Origin of the sequence: Angustibacter sp. McL0619 (assembly GCF_049994355.1) — a bacterium.
In the GTDB taxonomy this organism is placed as follows: Bacteria; Actinomycetota; Actinomycetes; order Actinomycetales; family Angustibacteraceae; genus Angustibacter.
In genome coordinates, this window is the sequence record NZ_CP188257.1 from 2486705 (window position 1) to 2506683 (window position 19979).

Genomic DNA, 19979 nt, shown 5'->3' on the forward strand with positions numbered 1-19979 from the left:
GAACACTTGGCCGTAACTTCTTGCGCCGAGCCTTGTCCTCACGAGGAGACCAGCGTGACTGCCCTGCCATCCACCGCTTCCTCGCCCGTCGGCCTGCACCGCGTGCTCGAGCCTGCGGGCGTGCTTCCGCAGGGTGCCCGGCGGCTGGACGCGCGCCGCGACCTGTGGCCGGACGAGGTCCGGATCAGCCTGCGCACGCTGAACCTGGACGCCGCGTCGTACCGCCAGCTGGCCGGCGCGCATACCCGCGCCGACGGCACGGTGGACGGCGCCGGCGTGCGCGACGAGGTGCTCGCGATCATCGCCGAGCGAGGGAAGATGCAGAACCCGGTGACCGGGTCCGGTGGAATGCTGATCGGCACCGTGGACGAGGTCGGCCCGCACAGCCCGCTGGGGCTGCGCGTCGGCGACGAGGTGGCCACGCTGGTCTCCCTGTCGCTGACCCCGCTGCAGGTGGACGACGAGCTCTTCGGGTGGGACGGCCTCAGCGAGCAGGTGCCGGCGTCCGGTCACGCGATCCTGTTCGGCCGGTCCATAGCGGCCACGCTGCCGAGCGACCTCGACCCCAACCTCGCGCTGATGGTGATGGATGTGTGCGGGGCGCCCGCACTGGTCGCCCGCGTCGTCGACCAGTACGTGGCCCGGGGGAGCGCCCCGACCGTCGCCGTGATCGGCGGGGCCGGCAAGTCCGGCTCGCTCGCACTGGCCGCCGCCCGCGATCGTGGTGCTGCTGCCAGCGTCGGGGTGGTACCCCTGAACCGCGAGCAGCTCGCCCTGCAGTCCAGCGGTCTCGCGGACCACGTGGCCCTCGCCGATGCCCGCGACCCGGTGGCGCTGAGCGAGGCCGTCCAGGCTGCTCTGGGCGCCGCGGCTGACATCACCGTGGTGTGCGTCGACGTCCCCGGTTGCGAGCACGGCGCCATCCTGGCCACGGCCGAAGGCGGGACGGTCATCTTCTTCTCGATGGCCACCTCTTTCAGCGCCGCCGCCCTCGGCGCCGAGGGGCTGGCCGCCGACGTGACGATGCTGGTCGGCAACGGCTACGTGCCCGGCCACGCCGCGTACGCGCTCGACCTGCTCCGGCGGGACGAGGCGGTGCGCACGCTGTTCGAGGACAGGCTGTCCGCCGAGCACCAGCACTGACCCGCCAGACTGTGCCGGTGAGCAACCCCCGCACCGTCCTGTTCCGTGGCGGCGACATCTACACGCCCGCCGACCCTTTCGCGACCGCCATGCTCGTCGTCGACGACACCGTCGCGTGGGTCGGCTCGAACGACGCGGCCGCCGGTCACGCGCCGTCCGCCGACGAGGTCGTCGAGCTGGACGGCGCGCTGGTCACCCCGTCGTTCGTCGACGCGCACACCCACGTCACCGAGACCGGGCTCGCCCTGGCCGGACTGGACCTGCACGACGCCACCTCGCTGGCCGACGTGCTGCGCCGGGTTGAGGACGCCGCCCGGCGCGGCGGGGGGCGCCCGATCCTCGGCACGGGCTGGGACGAGCGCGGCTGGCCGGAGGGCCGCGCGCCAACCCGCGAGGAGGTGGACCGGGCCTCGTACGGCGGCTCGGTGTACCTGTCCAGGGTGGACGTGCACTCCGCCGTCGTGTCGAGCAGCCTCGCCGCGGCGTCGGGCCTGCGTGACCTCGACGGCTGGGACGACTCCGGCCGGGTCGAACGCGAGGCGCACCACGTCGCCCGGGACGCGACGCGGGCCAGCCTGACCCCAGGGCAGCGCGAGGACCTGCAGCGTGCGGCCCTGCAGGCGGCTGCCGCGGCAGGCATCGGCTCCGTGCACGAGATGTCCGCGCCGCACATCGGCACCGACGACGACCTGCGCGCACTGGTCGCACTGGCCGAGGGCGGCGACCTGCCGCAGGCGCTGGCCTACCGAGGTGAGCTGGTCGCCGACGAGGGGCAGGCACGCGACGTCGTGGCCCGGCTCGGTCTGCCCGGCGGTGTGCTGCGCGGCCTGGCCGGCGACCTGTGCGCAGACGGCTCGATGGGCTCACGGACGGCGAGTCTTCGCGAGCCGTACACCGACGCGGCAGGACACCTCGGGCACGGCTACCTCGACGCCGAGCAGATCCGCGACCACGTCGTGGCCTGCACCCGGGCCGGGCTGCAGGCGGGCTTCCACGTCATCGGCGACGCCGCCATGGACGCGGTCCTGGCCGGGCTGCAGTCGGCCGAGCTCGCGGTCGGCGCGGCCGCCATGCGCCGGGCGCGGCACCGTCTGGAGCACGTCGAGATGCCGGACACCGGTCACATCGCCGCCCTGTCGGCCATGGGAGTGCATGCCAGCGTGCAGCCAGTGTTCGACGCCTGGTGGGGTGGCGCAGAGGGTATGTACGCCGATCGTGTGGGCCGCGCTCGCGCCCGCGCTATGAACCCGTTCGCGCGGTTCGCCGCGGCCGGGGTGCCGCTAGCGCTGGGGTCGGACTCCCCGGTCACTCCGTTCGATCCGTGGGGTGCGGTTCGGGCCTGCGCCTTCCACCAGGAGCCTGAGCAGCGGATCAGCGCTCGCGCTGCCTTCCTGGCGCACACCCGAGGTGCCTGGCGCGCCGCAGGCGTGGACGACCACGGCGTGCTCACGCCGGGTTATTCGGCCAGCTTCGCGATCTGGTCGGCGAGCGAGCTCGTCGTCCAGGCTCCGGACGACCGGATCCAGGCCTGGAGCACCGACCCCCGATCCGGCACCCAGGGCCTGCCCGACCTGACTCCAGGCCTGGAGCTACCCACCTGCCTGCGCACGGTCGTGCGCGGCCGGACCGTCTTCGCCCGCTGACCGCTGCTCACTGGGGCACGGACTCGATGAGGTCGTCCGGCGCGAACACCCGCACCTGGCCTGCGGTGCCGAGATGGACCGGCCAGCGACTCGCCAGGGCCGTGCTGTCGTACAGGAAGCGGGCCCACTCGCGATCAGCCTCACTCATTCCCCCGCCACCAGGACGGGTCAACAGCACCGCCACGGAGTCCACGTCAGTCGTCGCCCGAAGCTCGGCCGCGATGTGGTCCAGGCTCTGCCCGAGCTCGGGCACCGGGCGCTCGGGAATGTCGTCGATCGGCACCAGGGTCGGCACGGGGACGGCGCCGGCGTCGAAGAAGGCCAGCCAGAGGCTGCGGCGGCCGAAGCCGTCCGGGCCCATCAGGGACTGCCAGTGCTCGCGGAGGTCGTCGTCGGTTCGGACTCGGCGGTCGAACGGTGAGGTCGTCATGGCCCAATTCTGGCGAAACGCGGCGCTCCGGCCGAGAAGTTATCCACAGGCCATGGTTCCGGCCGTTCTTACTGCACATGGGGGCTGAGACCGAAGAATCGGCGTGCAGACTGCTAATCTCGCGGAGTGTCTTCACGCTCTCATCCGGTCCTCGATCTCGACCCGCAGGTTGTCAGAACGGCCCGGCGCCTGGCCAAGAAGGCTGGCGCACCGGTCGTCAAGCTCGCCCGGACCCACACCACAGTGTCCGTCGAGCGCGCGCTGCTGCGGATGGCCGGGCTGGCCGGCGCGGACGCCGAGCGGGTCCCTTGGGTCAACCACCTGGTCGACGCGGTGCGCAGCGACGTCGGGATCGAGCACGGCGTGGCCGTGCCGGTCTGGGACGCACTGCTGCGCTCCGAGGCCCCGGACCTGCTCACCCTCGCCCAGAAGGCCAGCAGCGGTGCCGTCCGGTTCAGGCTCCCCGAGGGCCGCGACGGCCAGCGGGCCGCCACCGCCGCCCGCCGGGCCGCGGCCGGTGGCATCCGCACCATCGACCGGCGTCGCACGGAGCGCGACCGCCTGATCAAGCGGCTCGGCGACGCGCCTCGCCGTCCGTGGATCTACCTGATCGTCGCCACCGGCGACATCTACGAGGACATCCCGCAGGCGCAGGCCGCAGCCCGCGAGGGTGCCGACGTCATCGCGGTCATCCGGTCCACCGGGCAGAGCCTGCTGGACTACGTGCCGGAGGGTGCGACCCGCGAGGGGTACGCCGGCACCTACGCCACGCAGGAGAACTTCCGGCTGATGCGCGCGGCGCTGGACGACGTCGGCAAGGAGCTCGGGCGCTACGTGCGACTGACCAACTACGCCTCCGGTCTCTGCATGCCGGAGATCGCCACCCTGGCCGGTCTCGAGCGGCTGGACATGATGCTGAACGACTCGATGTACGGGATCCTGTTCCGCGACATCAACCCGATCCGCACGTTCGTCGACCAGCGCTTCAGCCGCCAGGTGCATGCGCGGGCGGGGATCATCATCAACACCGGTGAGGACAACTACCTCACCACGGCGGATGCCGTCGAGGCCGCGCACACGGTCACCGTGAGCCAGCTGATGAACGAGTTCTTCGCCAAGGAGGCCGGGCTCGAGGACTGGCAGCTCGGGCTGGGTCACGCGTTCGAGATCAACCCCGAGATCCCGGACTCCTTCCGGCTCGAGCTGGCGCACGCCCTGCTGGCCCGCACGCTGTTCCCGCAGGCGCCGCTGAAGTGGATGCCGCCGACCAAACACATGACCGGGGACGTGTTCCGCGGCTACCTGCTCGACGGGTTCTTCAACCTGGTCGGTGCGATGACCGGGCAGGGCATCCTGCTGGTCGGCATGATGACCGAGGCTGTGGTGACCCCGTTCCTGTCGGACCGTGACCTCGCCCTGCAGAACGTCCGATACGTGCTGGACGCTGCCGGCGGGCTCGCCGAGGACTTCCACCCACCGCACGACGGCTTCATCCAGACCCGCGCCCGTCAGGTCCTGTCCGAAGCCGTGGAGCTGCTCGACCGGATCGTCGACGACACCATGCTGGAGGCCATCGCAGACGGCACCTTCGGCCTGATGAAGCGCCCGGCGGACGCGGGCAAGGGGCTGGACGGCGTGGCGAAGCGGGACGCAGGCTACGTGAACCCGGCGATCGACCTGCTCGAGGAAGGTGCCACCCGATGAGCGTGCGCAGCGTTGCGCCGAAGATCGTGCGCCCCTACGGCGACACCACTGGCGACGGCATGGTGCAGATGTCGTTCACCTTGCCGTTGCCGCACGACAAACGCGCCGAGGGCGCCGCGCTGCAGCTCGCCGCCAAGATGGGCATGGAGCCGGCGCTCCTGGTGCACGCCAAGGCGATGGGCCCTGACTTCACCTTCTTCGTGGTGTACGGCTCGGTGAACCACCTGGTCGACGTGTCGGCCGTGCGGGTGCTCGAGCGCGAGTACCCGCTGCTGAGCGCCAAGGAGGTCAACGCAGCCATCAAGTCACGGCTGCGTCGTCGCCTCGTCGTGGTCGGCGCGTGCATCGGCACCGACGCGCACACCGTCGGCATCGACGCGATCCTGAACATCAAGGGCTTCGCGGGGGAGAAGGGCCTGGAGTACTACCGGGAGATCACGGTGGTGAACCTCGGTGCCCAGGTCCTGGTGCCGGACCTGGTCGAGCGCGCGCGGGCCGAGCGGGCCGATGCCGTCCTGGTGTCCCAGGTCGTCACCCAGCGGGACGCCCACCTGCACAACACCGCTGAGATGTCCGCCGCCTTCCGCGAGGCCTACCCGGCGGGCAAGGGTCCGCTGCTCGTCGTCGGCGGGCCGCGGTTCGACGAGCACGCCACCAAGCAGCTCGGGGTGGACCGGGTCTTCGGCAAGGGGACCACTCCCGGCGAGGTGGCCTCCTACCTGGTGCACGCCCTGATCCCTCCGCGCGAGAGGAAGACCGCATGAGCACCGACCACACCGGCCTGGTGGTCACGCACCGTCGGTACGTGCCGTACTCGCACGCCCACTACGCCGGCAACCTGGTGGACGGCGCCTACTCGCTGGCCGCGTTCGGCGACGTGGCGACCGAGGTGTGCATCCGGATCGACGGCGACGAGGGGCTGTTCGCGTCCTACTCTGACGTGCAGTTCCATGCCCCGGTGCGCGCCGGCGACGTCCTCGAGATCGAGGCGCGCGTCGTCCGGGTCGGACGTCGTAGCCGCGAGATCGCCTTCGAGGTACGGGTGCTCTGCCGCGGCCGAGCGGACCTGGGGGAGTCGGCGGCCGAGGTGCTGGAACCGCCGCTCGTGGCCACCACGGCCACCGGCACGGTGGTGGTCCCACCGCGCGGCGACGGCTGACGACGAGGCCGCCGACGGCCTTCTCGGCGTGTCGCGCCAGACACGCCGAGGGCTGGGAAGATTCCTGATGAACGCGCGGTGTCGGCTGAAAGCCGTTGACCTGCAACGACACTCAGTCTTCGCAGGTCACGGGGCGGTTGACAGCAACGCCAGCGCGAGTACGTTCGTGACCGTCGTTCATCGCGGCGACATCGACTCGGCTAACCAGGACTCCTAGCTCGAGACCGGCGGCGCAGCTCACGCCACCAGGAGGGGGAACGACCCGAGGCCAAGAGGCGGAGGACACCGCCCTCGACGAACCAGGCACTCGACAGCCTCACCCTCAAAGACCGGGGTGGACGCGGACGGGTCCGCAGCGCTCAGTAGACAACACCGATCGACCTCGCACCCAGCGAGGAGATGGTGGCACCAACGGCGCGGCGGGCCCGACCCACGTCCGCACCCGCCCAGGACCCGGAAGGTAACGTGGCCTGGTGCATCCCGGACGTCGAGCGCCCGTGCCGCTCGTCGTGGCGGTGCCGCTGGTCGTCGTGTCCGGCTACCTGACCCGACTGGCCTTCCCGGACCCGGGCTGGTGGCCCTGCGCCGTCCTCGGGGTCGCCGGTCTGACGCTCGCGCTCGCCTCGCGCCGAACCGCCCCGGCTGCCGGTCTCGGGCTGCTCTACGGCCTGGCCTACTTCGTGCCCCTGCTGCACTGGAGCGGGGTCTACGTCGGTGCGATGCCGTGGTTGGCGCTCAGTGGCCTGCAGGCCGCGTACCTTGCCCTGATGGCGATCCCGATCGCCTGGGTCACCTGTCGACCCGGGTGGGGGGCCGGCCGTTCGATTGCCTCGACCGTGGTGATCGCCGGGTTGTGGACCGCGCAGGAGGCCCTGCGCGACCGCACGCCGTTCGGCGGCTTCCCCTGGGGCCGGCTGGCTTTCAGCCAGTCCGACTCACCGATGGTCCGGCTGGCCGCACTGGGCGGCGCTCCGCTGGTCACCTTCGCGGTCGCCTGGAGCGGGGCTGCGCTGGCCACCTGCGCCCTGTTGCTGCTCGCCCGCCGCCGGGGTGTCGAGGCCGCAGCCCGCAGGTCCGGAGCTGTCGCGGCGCTCACCCTGGCGCTCGGGGCGGCGGTCGTTCTGGTGGGTCTGCTCGTGCCGTTGCCCACCAACGGGACTCCGGTGCGGGTGGCCGGCATCCAGGGTGATGTGCCCGAGGCCGGGCTGGACTTCAACGCGGAGCGGCGAGCTGTGCTGGACAACCACGCGCGAGTCACCAACGAGCTCGCCACCCAGGTCGCCGCCGGTCAGGCCCCGCAACCGGACGTGGTGATCTGGCCGGAGAACGCGTCCGACCTCGATCCCTACCAGCAGGCGGACGCCCGGCAGGTGATCGACGAGGCCGTCGACCGGATCGGAGCCCCCACGCTCGTCGGGGCCGTGCTGGAGCGTCCAGCCGGGTTCCTGACCAACGCCTCGATCGTCTGGGAGCCGGGGACCGGGCCGACACAGCTGTACGTCAAGCGGCACCCGGTCCCGTTCGGCGAGTACATCCCGCACCGCGCCTTCTTCCGCAAGTTCAGCACGAAGGTCGACCTGGTACGGGAGGACTTCGTCGCCGGTCATGTCCCCGGGCTGCTACAGCTGGGCCCGACCCGGGCCGGCGTCGCCATCTGCTTCGAGGTGGCCTACGACAACCTGCTCCGGGACAGCGTGCGCGGCGGCGCGGACCTGCTGGTGGTGCAGACCAACAACGCCACGTTCGGCTACACCGACGAGGCCGTGCAGCAGCTGGCGATGTCCCGGCTCCGGGCGATCGAGCACGGCCGTTCGGTGGCGCACATCTCGACGGTCGGTGAGAGCGCGCTGATCGAGCCCGATGGCCGGATGGTCGCGCACTCCGACCTGTTCACGCCGGCGATGCTGCAGGCCACGCTGCCACGGCGGACGGCGACCACGATCGCGGACCGGCTGGGCGTGTGGGCCGAGCTGGCGCTCGTGATGGTGGGGCTGTTGGGAGCAGCCGCCCTGGTCCTGGGCTCGCGCGGGAGTCGGCCGGAGCGACAGATAGGCTCTGCGCCCGGCGCCGGAACGAGCCCGGCGCTGTCAGACGAGGCTCCTACAGAACGTGCGGAGGCAGGGTGAGCGGGTCCAACTCGGGACTGTCCCAGGTCCTGGTGGTCATCCCGACCTACGACGAGCGGGAGAACATCGAGGAGATCGTCGCCCGGGTGCGCGCGGCCGTTCCGTCGGTCGAGATCCTGGTCGCGGACGACAACTCACCGGACGGCACCGGGGATCTGGCCGACGTCCTCTGCGCGGCCGACCCGCAGGTGCACGTGCTGCACCGCGAGCGTAAGCAGGGGCTCGGCCCCGCCTATCTGGCCGGGTTCGCGTGGGGCATGGAGCGCGGCTTCGAGGTGCTGGTCGAGATGGACGCAGACGGCTCGCACCAGCCCGAGCAGCTGCCCCGGTTGCTTGCTGCGCTGGCCGACGCCGACCTCGTGCTGGGCTCGCGTTGGGTCCCGGGCGGCAAGGTGGTCAACTGGCCGCTGCGCCGCAAGCTCATCTCCCGGGCGGGCACCACGTACGCCCGGTTCGCGCTGGGCGTCCCCATCCACGACGTCACCGGCGGCTACCGCGCCTTCCGGGCCAGCGCGCTGTCCAGTCTCGGGCTGGACGACGTGGCCTCGCAGGGCTACTGCTTCCAGATCGACCTGGCCTGGCGGGCGGTCCAGCGGGGACTGCGGGTGGTCGAGGTCCCGATCACTTTCGTCGAGCGCGTACGCGGTGAGAGCAAGATGAACGGGTCGATCGTGCGCGAGTCGCTGGTACGCGTGAGCGTGTGGGGCCTGTCGCACCGCACCCGGCAGGTCAGCCAGGCCCTGGGCAGGAGCAAGGCCGTTACGTGACGCAGCCACCGACCGCTTCGAGCCGGCGCCGCGCTGGGCGCGTCCGGGCGCTGCTGCTGCTCCTGCTGCTAGCCGAGATCGTCGTGGTGCTCGCGCTGGCCAGGAGCATCGGTGCCGGGCCGACCGTGCTGCTACTGCTCGCGACCTCGGTGCTGGGCGGGTGGATCGTACGCAAGGAAGGCTCACGCGCGTGGCAGGCGCTGGCGTCGGCCGTGGCCTCGGGTCGGGTGCCGGACGACCGTGTCGGGGACTCCGCCATCGTCCTGGCGGGCGGGATCCTGCTGTTCGTCCCGGGTTTCATCACCGACCTGGTCGGGCTGGTCTTCGTGCTGCCGTTCACCAGGCGCCCGGCCCGCCGGGTGCTCGGGCGGGCGATCCAGCGCCGCATGGTGACGCTGCCGTCCGGGGTGTTCCTGCGCGGGTTTCCCGGCGCGCCCGACGGCCGCGGTGGGCCGAACCTGGCCCGCGGTGACGTCATCCAGGGTGAGGTCGTCGAGGGCCCGGTCGTCGAGGGCCCGGTCGTCGAGGGCCAGGTCGTCGAGGGCCAGGTCGTCGACGAGTCCGACCCGCCCGGTGGCGGTCGGGACGAGGGGGGCACTGAGAGCGGGGACGACGGAGCCGGCCGCACCAGCTAGGGGGAGGTGCGGCCGGCTCCATCTGGCCTCGGCAGGAGGGGGGATCCGTCCGAAGCCGCACCGGGCGGCGGGCTAGCTCTTGCGAGTCAGCTCAGGCGCTGCGCCGGTGGGTCGTGGCGCGCTTGGCGGCGCGCAGCAGCTGGAGGCGCTCGTCGAGCAGCACCTCGAGATCAGCGATAGAGCGGCGCTCGAGCAGCATGTCCCAGTGCGTGCGGGCGGGCTTGGTGGCCTTCGGCTCAGGTCGCTCGGAGTCCACCAGCAGCGCCTCGGTGCCGCAGCGGCACTCCCAGAGCGCGGGAATCTCGGCCTCGACGGAGAAGGGGATGCGGATCACGTGCCCCCGCGGGCAGTGGTACTCGGAGATGATCCGGGCGGCCGGCTCGACGCCCTCGTCGCTCTCCATGCTCTGCGCCCCAAGGCGGGTACCGCGCAGGCTCTTGTCGCTCATGTCTGTGCCCTCCTCGGACGGGTCGGTGTGGTCCCGTCACCCTGAAGAACGCATCAGGTGGCCGCACGTGTTCCGGCGGGCGTGTGGAGATGCAGTGAAGGCGGTCACATTCACAGAAACCGCAGGTCAGCGGGGGTGCGCGCGGCTCAGACCACGACCGGCTCGACGTTGCCTGCGTCACGGATCCCCGCCCGTACGTCCACCGTGCGCAGGATCAGCCCGCCGAGCACGAAGAAGACCAGCAGGGCCAGGATCGCTGGCCGGTAGGAGTCGGTGATCTGGTGCACCAGACCGAACAGCAGCGTGCCGAACCAGCTGGTCCCGCGTTCGCACGCCTGGTACAGGCTGAAGTACTCCGCCTCCCGGCCGCGTGGGACAAGCTGGCTGTAGAGCGACCGGGACAGCGCCTGGCTGCCGCCGAGCACGACACCGATAAGCACGGCCAGGCCCAACCACAGAGTGAACTGCCCGTGCGGCAGGAAGAACCCGATCGCCACCACCGCCGCCCACAGCACCAGGCTGGACAGCACGACGTCCCGGGCGCCGTAGCTCCGCGCCAGGCGGCCGAACAGCAGCGCGCCGCCGAACGCCACGAGCTGCACGAGCAGGATCGTCTCGATCAGCTGGTTGGTGCTGAAGCCCAGCTGCTCGGCGCCGTACACGCTCGAGACCCCGATCACCGTCTGGATGCCGTCGTTGAAGAACAGGTACGCCAGCAGGAACCTGAGCGTGTTCGGGAAGCCCCGCAGGTGCCGGAAGGTGTTGGCCAGCTGACCGAACGCCTCACGGACGAGCGAGCCGTGGACCGGTGCCACGTTCACCGGCGGTCGGTCCCGCAGCCCGAGGTAGGGGATCAACGTGAACCCCGCCCACCACAGGCCCGCCGTGAGCAGGCTCCAGCGGACCGCCTCGCTCTTGGTCAGGCCCAGGCTGTCGTGCAGCGTGACCATGGCCAGGTTGATGGCGAGCAGGACGAAGCCGCCGAGATAGCCCAACGCCCAGCCGCGGCTGGACACCCGGTCGCGTTCGTCCGGGCCGGCGATCTGGCACAGGATCGCGTCGTAGACGACCAGTGAGCAGCCCAGGCTCAGGCTGGCGACCAGCAACAGGACGACGCCGAGCTGCCAGTTGCTGCCCGACACGAAGTACATGGCTGAGGCGGCGGCCGAGCCGAGCCAGGCGAAACCAGCCAGGATGCGTCGTTGGTGCGGGGACCGGTCCGCCATCGCCCCGACCACGGGCAGGACCAGCGCCGACAGGATCGTGGCGAACGTGACCGCATAGAACGCCAGCGAACCGGGACTGATCGGGATACCCAGGACGTGCAGGTTCGTCGAGCAGGACAGGTCCGAGTCCTGGCCGGGACACCCGGCGGCCTTGGCGACCACGGTCAGGTAGGGGGCGAAGAGCACCGTGGCGGTGGTCGTGACGTAGGCGGAGTTCGCCCAGTCGTAGAAGTACCAGGCGCGCTGCTCGCGCACCCGCTCGCGCGGGTCGACGGCACCTTGTCCCGCAAGATCGGAGTCGCTCACGGACGCATCATGCCCGCCCGGCGGCTCGCTCGCGCAGCACTTCGCGCAGCGTGTCCGAACGGTCGGTGATCAGGCCGTCCACGCCCAGGTCGAGCAGCTCGTGCATCCGGCTCGCGTCGTTGACCGTCCACACGTGCACCTGCAGTCCCAGCTGGTGCGCGACGTCCAGGCTGCGCCGGGTCACCACGCGCAGCGGACCCGCCGTGGCCGGTACCTGGAAGGCGACCGCACTGCGGTCGCGGACCCGGCTGAGCCGAACAGCACCTGGGCCGGGCAGCCAGCTGGCGAAGCGCCAGCGCGCCACGCCGCGCCGTCCCGGCGACGTGGCGACCTGCGGGCCCAGCAACCTGCGTACGGCTGCGGTCCGCCGGTCGTCGAACGACGTCACGCAGACCCGGTGCTGGGCAGCGGTCCGCTGGACGACGTCGACGAGCCCGGCGATCGCGGCCCAGTCCTTGACGTCGACGTTCACCCGCAGGTCCGGCCAGCTGTCGAGCAGCTCCTCCAGCCGCGGCACCACCTCGGACCCGCCCACCCGCACGGACCTCAGCTCGTCCCAGGTCAGCTCGGCGATGGCTCCGTGCCCGTCGCTGACGCGGTCCAGGACGGCGTCGTGGAAGGCGACCACCACGCCGTCCCGGGTCGCGTGCACGTCGGTCTCGACATGGGTCATGCCGAGCGAGACGGCCGCCGCGAAGGCGGTCATGGTGTTCTCCAAGCCGTCCAGCGAGAACCCTCGGTGGGCCATGGCGACCGGGCCCTCGACGTCGAGGTAGGGGTGGACGGCGGGCGGCACGCCGACACGGTACTGCCCGGGTCAGCCGGCGAACTCCCAGTGCCACGGCTCGGGGCGCGAGCCCGCAGGGCCAGCCCAGGAGGGATGGAACCAGCCGTACAGCGGAGCGTGGGCCAGCATCCAGGCGTGCTCAGCGGTGCCGAAGGACTCGATCCCGCCGCACAGGTCGGCTGCCGTACCCCAGCCGTGGTTGCTCGTCCCGGGCCGGGCCGCCAGACCGGGCTTGGTCGCGAAGACCTGGATCTGCTCGGCCAGCGTCCGGTAGGTGTCAGTGACGCAGAGCGGACGAGAGAACTCGGCACCGAACGCCTTCGACAGCTTGGCGAAGCCCGCGGCCGCGTCCGCCCGGAGCAGCTTGCCCGGCGCACCCCAGACCGGGCAGAGCGCGGCAGCCGGGATCGTGCCGTTCGGGTAGCTGAGCGTCGACAGGCCCTGGCACTGGCCCTTGGGGACCACCTTGCCGCCCAAGGAGGCCACGACGGCCTCGGCGGCGGTGAGGTTGGCCCGCTGCTTGGCGGTCAACGAGGCGGCGCCGGTCAGCCTCGCCTGCTGGACCTGCAGCTGCGCCGCGGCCAGCCTCGCCTGATCCATCAGCCCCTTGAGGTCGATGACCGCCTTGGCGGCACGGGCCTTGGCCGCAGCGGCCTGGGCACTGGCCAGCGCGGCCTGACGGGTCGCCTCGGCCTGGACGTCGACCGAGGACTGCAGCCGCTGGAGCTGCAGGCTGCTGGAGATGCCGATCTCCTCGAGCACGGCGAGGTTGTGCGCGACGTCCGCGCCGCTGTCGGCCTGCAGCGCCAGCAACCAACCCTCGTAGGCGCCCATCGGGCCGCCGGTCGCGTAGGTGTCGCGGGCCCACTGCCCGAGGGCGTCCCGCTGCACCGTCATCTCGCCACGAGCTCGGGTCAGCAGCTGCGCGTTGATCTGCTGCACCTGCTGCGCCTGGCTCTGCGCGATGCGTGCCTGGGCCAGGGTGTCGAGTGCCGCGGAGACCTTGAGCCCGATCGCCTGCAGCTGCTCGAGGGCTGCCTGCAGCCCGGCGTCGATCGCGGTGCGTTGCGCGGCCAGGGCAGCTGCCTGAGCGAGCTGCGCCTGCACCTGGGCCTGGGTCAACGGGCCTTCGTCGTCACTCTTCGGCGCCGGCGGGAGGGCCGGGGCCGTCGTGGTGCTGGACGGCATCGCCGTGCCCGGGCTGCCGGTGAGAGGAGTGGCCGTGCCGGTCGGAGTGCTGGTGGGGGTGGCCGTCGGCGTCGACGTGGGCGTCGACGTGGGGGAGTCGGTGGCGGTGGCCGTGGCAGTGGGGGAGTCGGTCGCGACCGGGGCGTCCTGGGTACCGGGGGCCGATGGCTCGGCTCCTGCGGGCGACGCTGCGAGAAGTCCCAGCAGGACCGCGGCAAGGGCCGTCGACGCCGTGGCGCCGACGATCGCCCGCAGTCGGCGGGAACCTTCCGCTCGTCGCATCAAGACACCGTGCTCCCGGGGGATCGGGGACCCGCGGGCGACCCCGGCCCGCCGTTCGACAGTACCCCCGGGATTCGACGCCGGCAGAGGCTTGGCCAGGATTTGCCAGACTGTTCGACGGGAGTGTGAAACGGTTGGTGCGGTTGTGACAGATGAGACGAGAAGGAGCCAGCCCGCGATGTGGATGCCCGTGGCTCGGCGCCGATGAACGAGCGTGCCGAGCGCGCCCGGCACGCGTGGACTCCTGCCCGCCTCCCGGTCGACCCGGACGCTGCGGTCCAGCGACCGCGGCACGTGCTGCACCCACGACACTGGGACGTGCTGGCCGTGATCGCGGTCGGCGGGGGCCTGGGCAGCATGGCTCGCTGGGGCCTGTCGCAGGCATTCGTGACCGGGCCGGGACAGGTGCCCTGGGGGACTCTGCTCGAGAACGCGTCCGGGTCGGCGCTGCTCGGGCTGCTGATGGTGTTCGTCGTGACCGTCTGGCGGCCGAACCGGTACGTGCGCCCGTTCCTGGGCATCGGTGTCCTCGGCGGCTACACCACCTTCTCGACGTACGCGCTGGAGACCCGCGACCTGATGGCCTCCGGTGACGTCCCGCTGGCGCTCGCCTACCTGCTCGGCTCGGTGCTAGCCGGACTCGTCTGCGTGGGGGTCGGCGTGCTGCTCGGCCGCTCGCTGGCCGGGGTCCTGCACCATCGTCGCGGCCGGCGCAGGCGACCTGGGCGGGGACCGCGATGAACCTCGCTCTGGTGCTGGCCGGCGGCGCCGTGGGCGCCGTGCTGCGCTACGTGGTCGACCAGCTGGTCAGCGCACGCCGCCGCGGACCGTTCCCGTGGGGGACCTTCACGGTGAACGCCGTGGGCTGTCTCGTCCTGGGGACGGTGGCGGGCGCGGTGCGGGGCACCGAGACCGGGGACTGGCTGCTGCCGTTGGTCGGCACCGGGCTGTGCGGCGGGCTGACGACGTTCTCCACCTTCAGCTTCGAGACGTTCCGGCTGGCCGAGGACGACCAGTGGTGGCGGGCCGGCGCGAACGTGCTGGCCAGCCTGGCGGTCGGCTCGGCGGCCACCGCGGTCGGGTACGCGGTGGCCACCGGCCTGTGGCGCTCCTAGGTGTAGTTCCCCGACAGGTTGTGAACGCGTAGGCGTAGACGGATAGCGAGGACCTCCAGTACGGAGGGGGTTACGACACCAACCCTCGACTGGAGGTCCTCGTGACTCACGCTAATGCCCCGCTGACGCCTGAGGGGCGTCGACGCCTGGCGGTCCTGATCGTCGAGCAGGGGTGGACGGTCCGTCGTGCTGCGGAGCGGTTGCAGGTCTCGCCCGCGACAGCGGCCAAGTGGGCCCGGCGCTACCGTGATGGCGAGCCGATGACGGACTGCTCGTCTCGTCCAGCGCGGTCGCCGCGGCGCTGCCCGCGCCGCCTTGAACGGCGCATCGTGAAGCTGCGGTACTGCCGGCGTTGGGGTCCGCACCGGATCGGCTATCACCTCGGGGTTCCGCGATCGACGGTTGGTCGCGTCCTGGCGCGTTATCGGATGCCGCTGCTGGTCCACCTCGACCAGGCCACCGGCCTGCCGGTCCGCAAGCCATCGCCGATCCGCTACGAGGCGGCGGCCCCGGGCGACCTGGTCCATGTGGACATCAAGAAGCTGGGCCGGATCCCGGACGGTGGTGGCTGGCGGGCCTTTGGTCGCGACTCCGAACAGCACCGACGCGCCCATGCCAGGACCGAGCGGGCCGGTCATGGTGGCGCGCCGACGTCGCGTGGCTACGTCTTCTTGCACCACGCGGTGGACGATCATTCCCGGCTGGCCTACTCCGAGCCGCTGCCTGACGAGCGCAAGGAGACCGCCGCGGCCTTCTGGGGCCGCGCCAACGCGTTCTTCGCCCAAGCCGGGATCACCGTCCGCGCAGTCATGACCGACAACGGCTCCTGCTACCGCTCACGCGACTTCGCCAACGCCCTCGGGCCCGCCATCAAACACCGACGGACCCGCCCCTACCGACCCCAGACCAACGGGAAGGTCGAGCGGTTCAACCGGACCCTGATCGTCGAATGGGCCTACGCCCAGGTCTATCTCTCCGACCAAGCCCGCGCAGCGACCTACCCCGACTGGCTCCACTCCTACAATCATCACCGACCCCACACCGGCATCGGAGGCCTCGTCCCCGCAGCCCGCGTTCACAACCTGTCGGGGAACTACACCTAGGTCAGGACTCGGTGAGCGTGGTCGGCGCACCGTGCACCGACGGGATCGTGCCGAGCTTGCCCGCCTGGAAGTCCTCGAAGGCCTGGATGACCTCGGCCCTGGTGTTCATCACGAACGGACCCGCCCAGGCCACCGGCTCCCGGATCGGCTGGCCGCCCAGCACGAGGACGTCCAGGTTCGGCTCGGCCAGCGGCTGGCTGGCCGCCGCGTCGATCCGAAGGTGGTCGCCGGCACCCAGGACGACCAGCTGGCCCTTGCGGACCGGACGGCGTTCGCTGCCCATCGTGCCCTGCCCGGCCAGCACGTAGACCAGGGCGTTGAAGTCCTGCCGCCACGGCAGGGCAAGCTGGGCGCCGGGGGCCAGGGTGGCGTGCGCCAGGGCGATCGGGGTGTGCGTGGTGCCAGGGCCACGGTGCCCTGCGACGTCGCCGGCGATCACCCGGAGCAGCGTCCCGCCGTCCGGGCTGCTGAGCAGGCCGACGTCCCCGCCGCGAAGGTCCTGGTAGCGCGGCTGCGCCCACTTGTCGGCTCGGGGCAGGTTCACCCAGAGCTGGATGCCGTGGAAGAGGCCACCGCTGACCACCAGCGACTCCGGTGGGGCCTCGATGTGCAGCAGGCCGCTGCCGGCCGTCATCCACTGGGTGTCGCCGTCGGTGATCCGACCGCCGCCGCCGTGGGAGTCCTGGTGGTCGAAGATGCCGTCCATGATGTAGGTGACGGTCTCGAAGCCGCGGTGCGGGTGCCAGTCGGTGCCCTTGGGCTCGCCCGGCGCGTACTCGACCTCGCCCATCTGGTCCATGTGGATGAAGGGGTCCAGGTCGCCGAGGTCGACGCCGGCGAACGCGCGGCGCACCGGGAAGCCCTCACCCTCGAAGCCACTCGGCGCGCTGGTCAGGCTCTTGATCGGACGCTCCGTGCTGGTCTGCGGGTCCACGACTGCAATCCGCGGCAGGACCGTGATGTCGGGAACGGTGACGGCGGGCACTGTTGCCTCCTGGCTAGTTAGTTGCGCCTTCAACTATCGCACTCCACAACTGATCCGGGCAACATTCCATTCCTGGAACACGGCGCACGCTCGACGGTAGGCCGGGGGTGGGCGCTGGACAACGCTCACCGCAGGCTGCGCTTCATGCCCTCGTGCGAGGCGACGAAACCGAGGCGTTCGTAGAACCGGCGAGCCTCGACACGTCGCTTGTCCGTGGTCAGCTGGATCAGGGCCGCCCCACGGTCCCGGGCGTAGCCCTCGATCCAGCTCATCAACCGGCCGCCGGCGCCCTGACCGCGCAGCGCTGCGTCGACCCGCACCGACTCGACCTGGGCCCGCGTCCCACCGCGCCGCGACAGGTGGTGCAGCAGCGTCACCTGCGCGCAAGCCACCACACGTCCGTCCAGCTCCCCGACGACCAGCAGGTCGTCCGGGTTGGCGGCGATCTGCTGGAACGCGGCAAGGTAGGCCGCGTCGACGTCCGCACCGGGCACGGACTCCCGCGCGGCAGCGATGTCGTCGTCGTAGATCAGCGCGACGACCGCGGGGACGTCGCGCTGGGTGGCCGCACGGATGACGAGCCCAGCCAGGCCCTCAGCGGGCACGGCGGGTCCACTCCAGCAACCGGTCGGCGTCCCAGGTGGTGACGATCCGGTCCGCCGGGACGCCGCAGGCCACCGCCCGCTCGACCCCGTACGGACGCCAGTCCAGCTGGCCGGGCGCGTGCGCGTCCGTGTCGATGCTGAACAGGCACCCGGCCTCGACGGCGAGCCGAAGCAGCTCCAGCGGCGGGTCCAACCGCTCCGGGCGGGAGTTGATCTCGACGGCCACGTCGAACTGCTTGCAGGCGGCGAACACGATCTCCGCGTCGAACTCCGACGGTGGCCGCGGCTTGCCCGTGCGGGTGTTGTTGGTGACGTAGCGACCGGTGCAGTGGCCAAGGACGTCGGTGTGCGGGTTGGCGATCGCGGCGACCATCCGCCGGGTCATCGGCGCGCTGTCCATCCGCAGCTTGGAGTGCACGGACGCGACCACGACGTCCAGCTCCTCGAGCAGCTCGGGCTCCTGGTCGAGTGCTCCGGACTCCAGGATGTCCACCTCGATGCCCTTGAGCAGCCGGAACGGACCTAGGTCGGCGTTCACCTCGTCGACAACCTCCAGCTGTCGGCGCAGGCGCGTCGGGTTGAGCCCGTTCGCGACGGTCAGCCGGGGGGAGTGGTCCGTCAGCGCCAGGTACTCGTGGCCCAGCTGCGCTGCGGTGCGGGCCATCTCGTCGATCGGGCTGCCGCCGTCGCTCCAGTCGGAGTGGCTGTGCAGGTCGCCGCGAAGCTGGGCCAGCAGCCGGTCGCCGACCGTGTCCAGCGCCGGCAGCGGGCTGGGCTTACCGCGAACGTCCTCCAGATAGGCGGGAGTGCGACCGTCCAGCGCCTGCCCGATCACGGTCGCTGTGCGGTCGCCGATCCCGGGGAGCTCGGTGAGCGTGCCCTTGCGGTGCCGGTCGGCGAGCTCGGCCGGATCCGTCGTGGCCACCACGCCTGCCGCCGTGCGGAAGGCTTGCACGCGGTAGGTCGACTCCAGCGCGCGCTCGAGGCGGAAAGCTATCTCGCGCAGGGCTTCCAGCGGGTCCATCGGCGGGTCAGGCCGGGCTGGTCAGCTGGATCAGGTTGCCGCAGGTGTCGTCGAGCACGGCCACCACGACCGGCCCCGCCGGCGTCGGTTCCTGGGTGAACCTGGCCCCCCGCGCGGTCAGCTCCCGGTGCACGGACGTCACGTCGTCGACCGCGAACGAGGTGTAGGGAATCCCGTCAGCGACGAGGGCCTGCTTGAAGGCCTTGGCCGCCGGGTGCACATCGGGCTCGAGCAGGAGCTCGACGCCGTCCGGCTCGTTCGCGCCGACGACCGTGAGCCAGCGGTAGTCGCCGACCGGCACGTCCGTCTTCGCCACGAAGCCCAGCACATCGGTATAGAAGGCCAGCGCCTTGGCCTGGTCGTCCACCAGCACGCTCGTCACGTTGATCCTCGGCATGGCACCTCATCGTAGGGGGCCGACGTACGATCAGGCAGGTGACCAGCAGACCGGCCCCGGACCAGCACCTGCGAGACCTGGCCCTGCTGCGCCGGGTCCGCGACCGGATGGATCGGGAGTACGCCCGGCCACTGGACGTCGAGGCGCTCGCTCGCGGCGTCAACATGTCGGCCGGGCACCTCAGCCGCCAGTTCCGGATCGCCTACGGCGAGTCGCCCTACAGCTACCTGATGACCCGGCGCATCGAACGGGCGATGTCCCTGCTGCGACGCGGCGACCTGAGCGTCACCGACGTCTGCTTCGCCGTCGGCTGCTCGTCCCTGGGCACGTTCAGCACCCGCTTCACCGAGCTCGTCGGCGTGCCGCCGAGCACCTACCGCCGGGACGGCGCGCGTGGCACGTCGGGCATGCCGCCATGCGTGGCCAAGCAGGTCACCAGGCCGATCAGGAATCGAGAAGCAACGCCCGCGCAGCCACAACTAGCCTGACCGCCATGGACATCACCATTCACGCCAGTTTCCTGCCGCACGACGACCCGGAGGCGGCTCTGGCCTTCTACCGGGACATCCTGGGTTTCGAGCTCCGGCTGGACGTGGGCTACGAGGGGATGCGCTGGCTCACGGTCGGTCCCGCCGACCAGCCGGGCACGTCCATCGTCCTGCACCCGCCGGCCGTCGACCCCGGGATCACCGACGACGAACGGCAGACGATCACCGAGATGATGGCCAAGGGCACCTACGGGAGCATCCTGCTGGCCACCAAGGACCTGGACACGACCTTCGAGAAGCTCGACGCCGGCGGCGCGGACATCGTCCAGGAACCGACCGAGCAGCCCTACGGCGTCCGCGACTGCGCGGTCCGGGACCCCGCGGGCAACATGGTGCGCATCCAGGAGGTGAGGTGAAG

At 71.4% G+C, this 19979-nt stretch carries 22 protein-coding genes; 13 read left to right on the forward strand and 9 right to left on the reverse strand.

The genetic code is table 11. The features are described 5' to 3' along the window. The first annotated feature begins 63 nt into the window (after window positions 1-63). Together ACPPVT_RS11495 and ACPPVT_RS11500 are read left to right on the forward strand one after the other, a co-directional pair. Window positions 64-1143, forward strand: a complete 1080-nt coding sequence (locus ACPPVT_RS11495; RefSeq protein WP_426567133.1) for an L-erythro-3,5-diaminohexanoate dehydrogenase — start codon at window positions 64-66, stop codon at window positions 1141-1143. Then, the gene (locus tag ACPPVT_RS11500; RefSeq protein ID WP_426567134.1) at window positions 1140-2786 is read left to right on the forward strand and encodes an amidohydrolase; all 1647 of its coding nucleotides are present in this window, start codon (window positions 1140-1142) and stop codon (window positions 2784-2786) included. The genes ACPPVT_RS11495 and ACPPVT_RS11500 overlap by 4 nt, the downstream gene beginning before the upstream one ends. Window positions 2787-2793: 7 nt before the next feature. Here ACPPVT_RS11500 and ACPPVT_RS11505 read toward each other — a convergent pair whose 3' ends face one another. After that, entirely contained in the window at window positions 2794-3216 is a 423-nt protein-coding gene (locus ACPPVT_RS11505) for a hypothetical protein (protein ID WP_426560330.1), read from the reverse strand. Between the two features lie 126 nt (window positions 3217-3342). On the opposite strand from ACPPVT_RS11505, the gene ACPPVT_RS11510 reads away from it, so the two are divergent. From ACPPVT_RS11510 to ACPPVT_RS11535, 6 genes are all read left to right on the forward strand, one after another. After that, window positions 3343-4920: a lysine 5,6-aminomutase subunit alpha gene (locus tag ACPPVT_RS11510; protein ID WP_426560331.1), complete on the forward strand. Its 1578-nt coding sequence runs from the start codon at window positions 3343-3345 to the stop codon at window positions 4918-4920. Beyond that, on the forward strand, window positions 4917-5684 hold the full coding sequence (locus ACPPVT_RS11515) for an OAM dimerization domain-containing protein (protein ID WP_426560333.1): 768 nt from the start codon (window positions 4917-4919) through the stop codon (window positions 5682-5684). Before ACPPVT_RS11510 ends, ACPPVT_RS11515 begins: the two co-directional genes overlap by 4 nt. Next, complete coding sequence (locus tag ACPPVT_RS11520) at window positions 5681-6079, forward strand: hotdog domain-containing protein (RefSeq protein ID WP_426560335.1); 399 nt, start codon at window positions 5681-5683, stop codon at window positions 6077-6079. The genes ACPPVT_RS11515 and ACPPVT_RS11520 overlap by 4 nt, the downstream gene beginning before the upstream one ends. A 497-nt stretch (window positions 6080-6576) precedes the next feature. Then, a complete protein-coding gene (gene lnt / locus ACPPVT_RS11525; RefSeq protein WP_426560337.1) occupies window positions 6577-8205 on the forward strand; it encodes an apolipoprotein N-acyltransferase in 1629 nt (542 codons plus the stop codon). After that, on the forward strand, window positions 8202-8972 hold the full coding sequence (locus ACPPVT_RS11530; protein ID WP_426560339.1) for a polyprenol monophosphomannose synthase: 771 nt from the start codon (window positions 8202-8204) through the stop codon (window positions 8970-8972). The genes lnt and ACPPVT_RS11530 overlap by 4 nt, the downstream gene beginning before the upstream one ends. Beyond that, window positions 8969-9607 carry an FxsA family protein gene (locus ACPPVT_RS11535; RefSeq protein WP_426560341.1) on the forward strand — a complete coding sequence of 213 codons (639 nt, stop codon included), beginning with the start codon at window positions 8969-8971 and terminating at the stop codon, window positions 9605-9607. The genes ACPPVT_RS11530 and ACPPVT_RS11535 overlap by 4 nt, the downstream gene beginning before the upstream one ends. Before the next feature lie 91 nt (window positions 9608-9698). Here the strand turns inward: ACPPVT_RS11535 and ACPPVT_RS11540 are convergent, their stop codons facing one another. The 4 genes from ACPPVT_RS11540 to ACPPVT_RS11555 form a co-directional block, all read right to left on the reverse strand. Continuing rightward, a complete protein-coding gene (locus ACPPVT_RS11540; RefSeq protein ID WP_426560343.1) occupies window positions 9699-10055 on the reverse strand; it encodes an RNA polymerase-binding protein RbpA in 357 nt (118 codons plus the stop codon). Window positions 10056-10201: 146 nt separating this feature from the next. Then, a complete protein-coding gene (locus ACPPVT_RS11545) occupies window positions 10202-11587 on the reverse strand; it encodes an MFS transporter (protein ID WP_426560345.1) in 1386 nt (461 codons plus the stop codon). Window positions 11588-11594: 7 nt separating this feature from the next. Continuing rightward, window positions 11595-12335, reverse strand: a complete 741-nt coding sequence (locus ACPPVT_RS11550; protein WP_426567135.1) for a glycerophosphodiester phosphodiesterase — start codon at window positions 12333-12335, stop codon at window positions 11595-11597. A 69-nt stretch (window positions 12336-12404) separates the two neighbouring features. Next, entirely contained in the window at window positions 12405-13844 is a 1440-nt protein-coding gene (locus ACPPVT_RS11555) for a M15 family metallopeptidase (protein WP_426560347.1), read from the reverse strand. Window positions 13845-14048: 204 nt separating this feature from the next. Between ACPPVT_RS11555 and ACPPVT_RS11560 the strand changes: the two genes are divergently transcribed. From ACPPVT_RS11560 to ACPPVT_RS11570, 3 genes are all read left to right on the forward strand, one after another. Then, window positions 14049-14585: a fluoride efflux transporter FluC gene (locus ACPPVT_RS11560; RefSeq protein WP_426560349.1), complete on the forward strand. Its 537-nt coding sequence runs from the start codon at window positions 14049-14051 to the stop codon at window positions 14583-14585. Beyond that, a complete protein-coding gene (gene crcB / locus ACPPVT_RS11565) occupies window positions 14582-14959 on the forward strand; it encodes a fluoride efflux transporter CrcB (RefSeq protein ID WP_426560351.1) in 378 nt (125 codons plus the stop codon). The genes ACPPVT_RS11560 and crcB overlap by 4 nt, the downstream gene beginning before the upstream one ends. A gap of 101 nt (window positions 14960-15060) precedes the next feature. Beyond that, the gene (locus ACPPVT_RS11570) at window positions 15061-16062 is read left to right on the forward strand and encodes an IS481 family transposase (protein WP_426560353.1); all 1002 of its coding nucleotides are present in this window, start codon (window positions 15061-15063) and stop codon (window positions 16060-16062) included. Between the two features lies 1 nt (window position 16063). Here the strand turns inward: ACPPVT_RS11570 and ACPPVT_RS11575 are convergent, their stop codons facing one another. The 4 genes from ACPPVT_RS11575 to ACPPVT_RS11590 form a co-directional block, all read right to left on the reverse strand. Further along, window positions 16064-17047, reverse strand: a complete 984-nt coding sequence (locus ACPPVT_RS11575; RefSeq protein ID WP_426560355.1) for a pirin family protein — start codon at window positions 17045-17047, stop codon at window positions 16064-16066. A gap of 125 nt (window positions 17048-17172) precedes the next feature. Then, on the reverse strand, window positions 17173-17652 hold the full coding sequence (locus ACPPVT_RS11580; protein WP_426560357.1) for an N-acetyltransferase family protein: 480 nt from the start codon (window positions 17650-17652) through the stop codon (window positions 17173-17175). After that, window positions 17642-18676 (reverse strand): PHP domain-containing protein, encoded by a 1035-nt coding sequence (locus ACPPVT_RS11585; RefSeq protein ID WP_426560359.1) that lies wholly within the window; start codon window positions 18674-18676, stop codon window positions 17642-17644. Before ACPPVT_RS11585 ends, ACPPVT_RS11580 begins: the two co-directional genes overlap by 11 nt. Before the next feature lie 7 nt (window positions 18677-18683). Next, window positions 18684-19073 (reverse strand): VOC family protein, encoded by a 390-nt coding sequence (locus ACPPVT_RS11590; protein ID WP_426560361.1) that lies wholly within the window; start codon window positions 19071-19073, stop codon window positions 18684-18686. A 38-nt stretch (window positions 19074-19111) separates the two neighbouring features. Here ACPPVT_RS11590 and ACPPVT_RS11595 point away from each other — a divergent pair, with 38 nt between their 5' ends. Next, window positions 19112-19561 (forward strand): helix-turn-helix transcriptional regulator, encoded by a 450-nt coding sequence (locus ACPPVT_RS11595; RefSeq protein WP_426560363.1) that lies wholly within the window; start codon window positions 19112-19114, stop codon window positions 19559-19561. Between the two features lie 5 nt (window positions 19562-19566). Beyond that, the gene (locus tag ACPPVT_RS11600; protein WP_426560365.1) at window positions 19567-19977 is read left to right on the forward strand and encodes a VOC family protein; all 411 of its coding nucleotides are present in this window, start codon (window positions 19567-19569) and stop codon (window positions 19975-19977) included. Window positions 19978-19979: the final 2 nt, after the last annotated feature.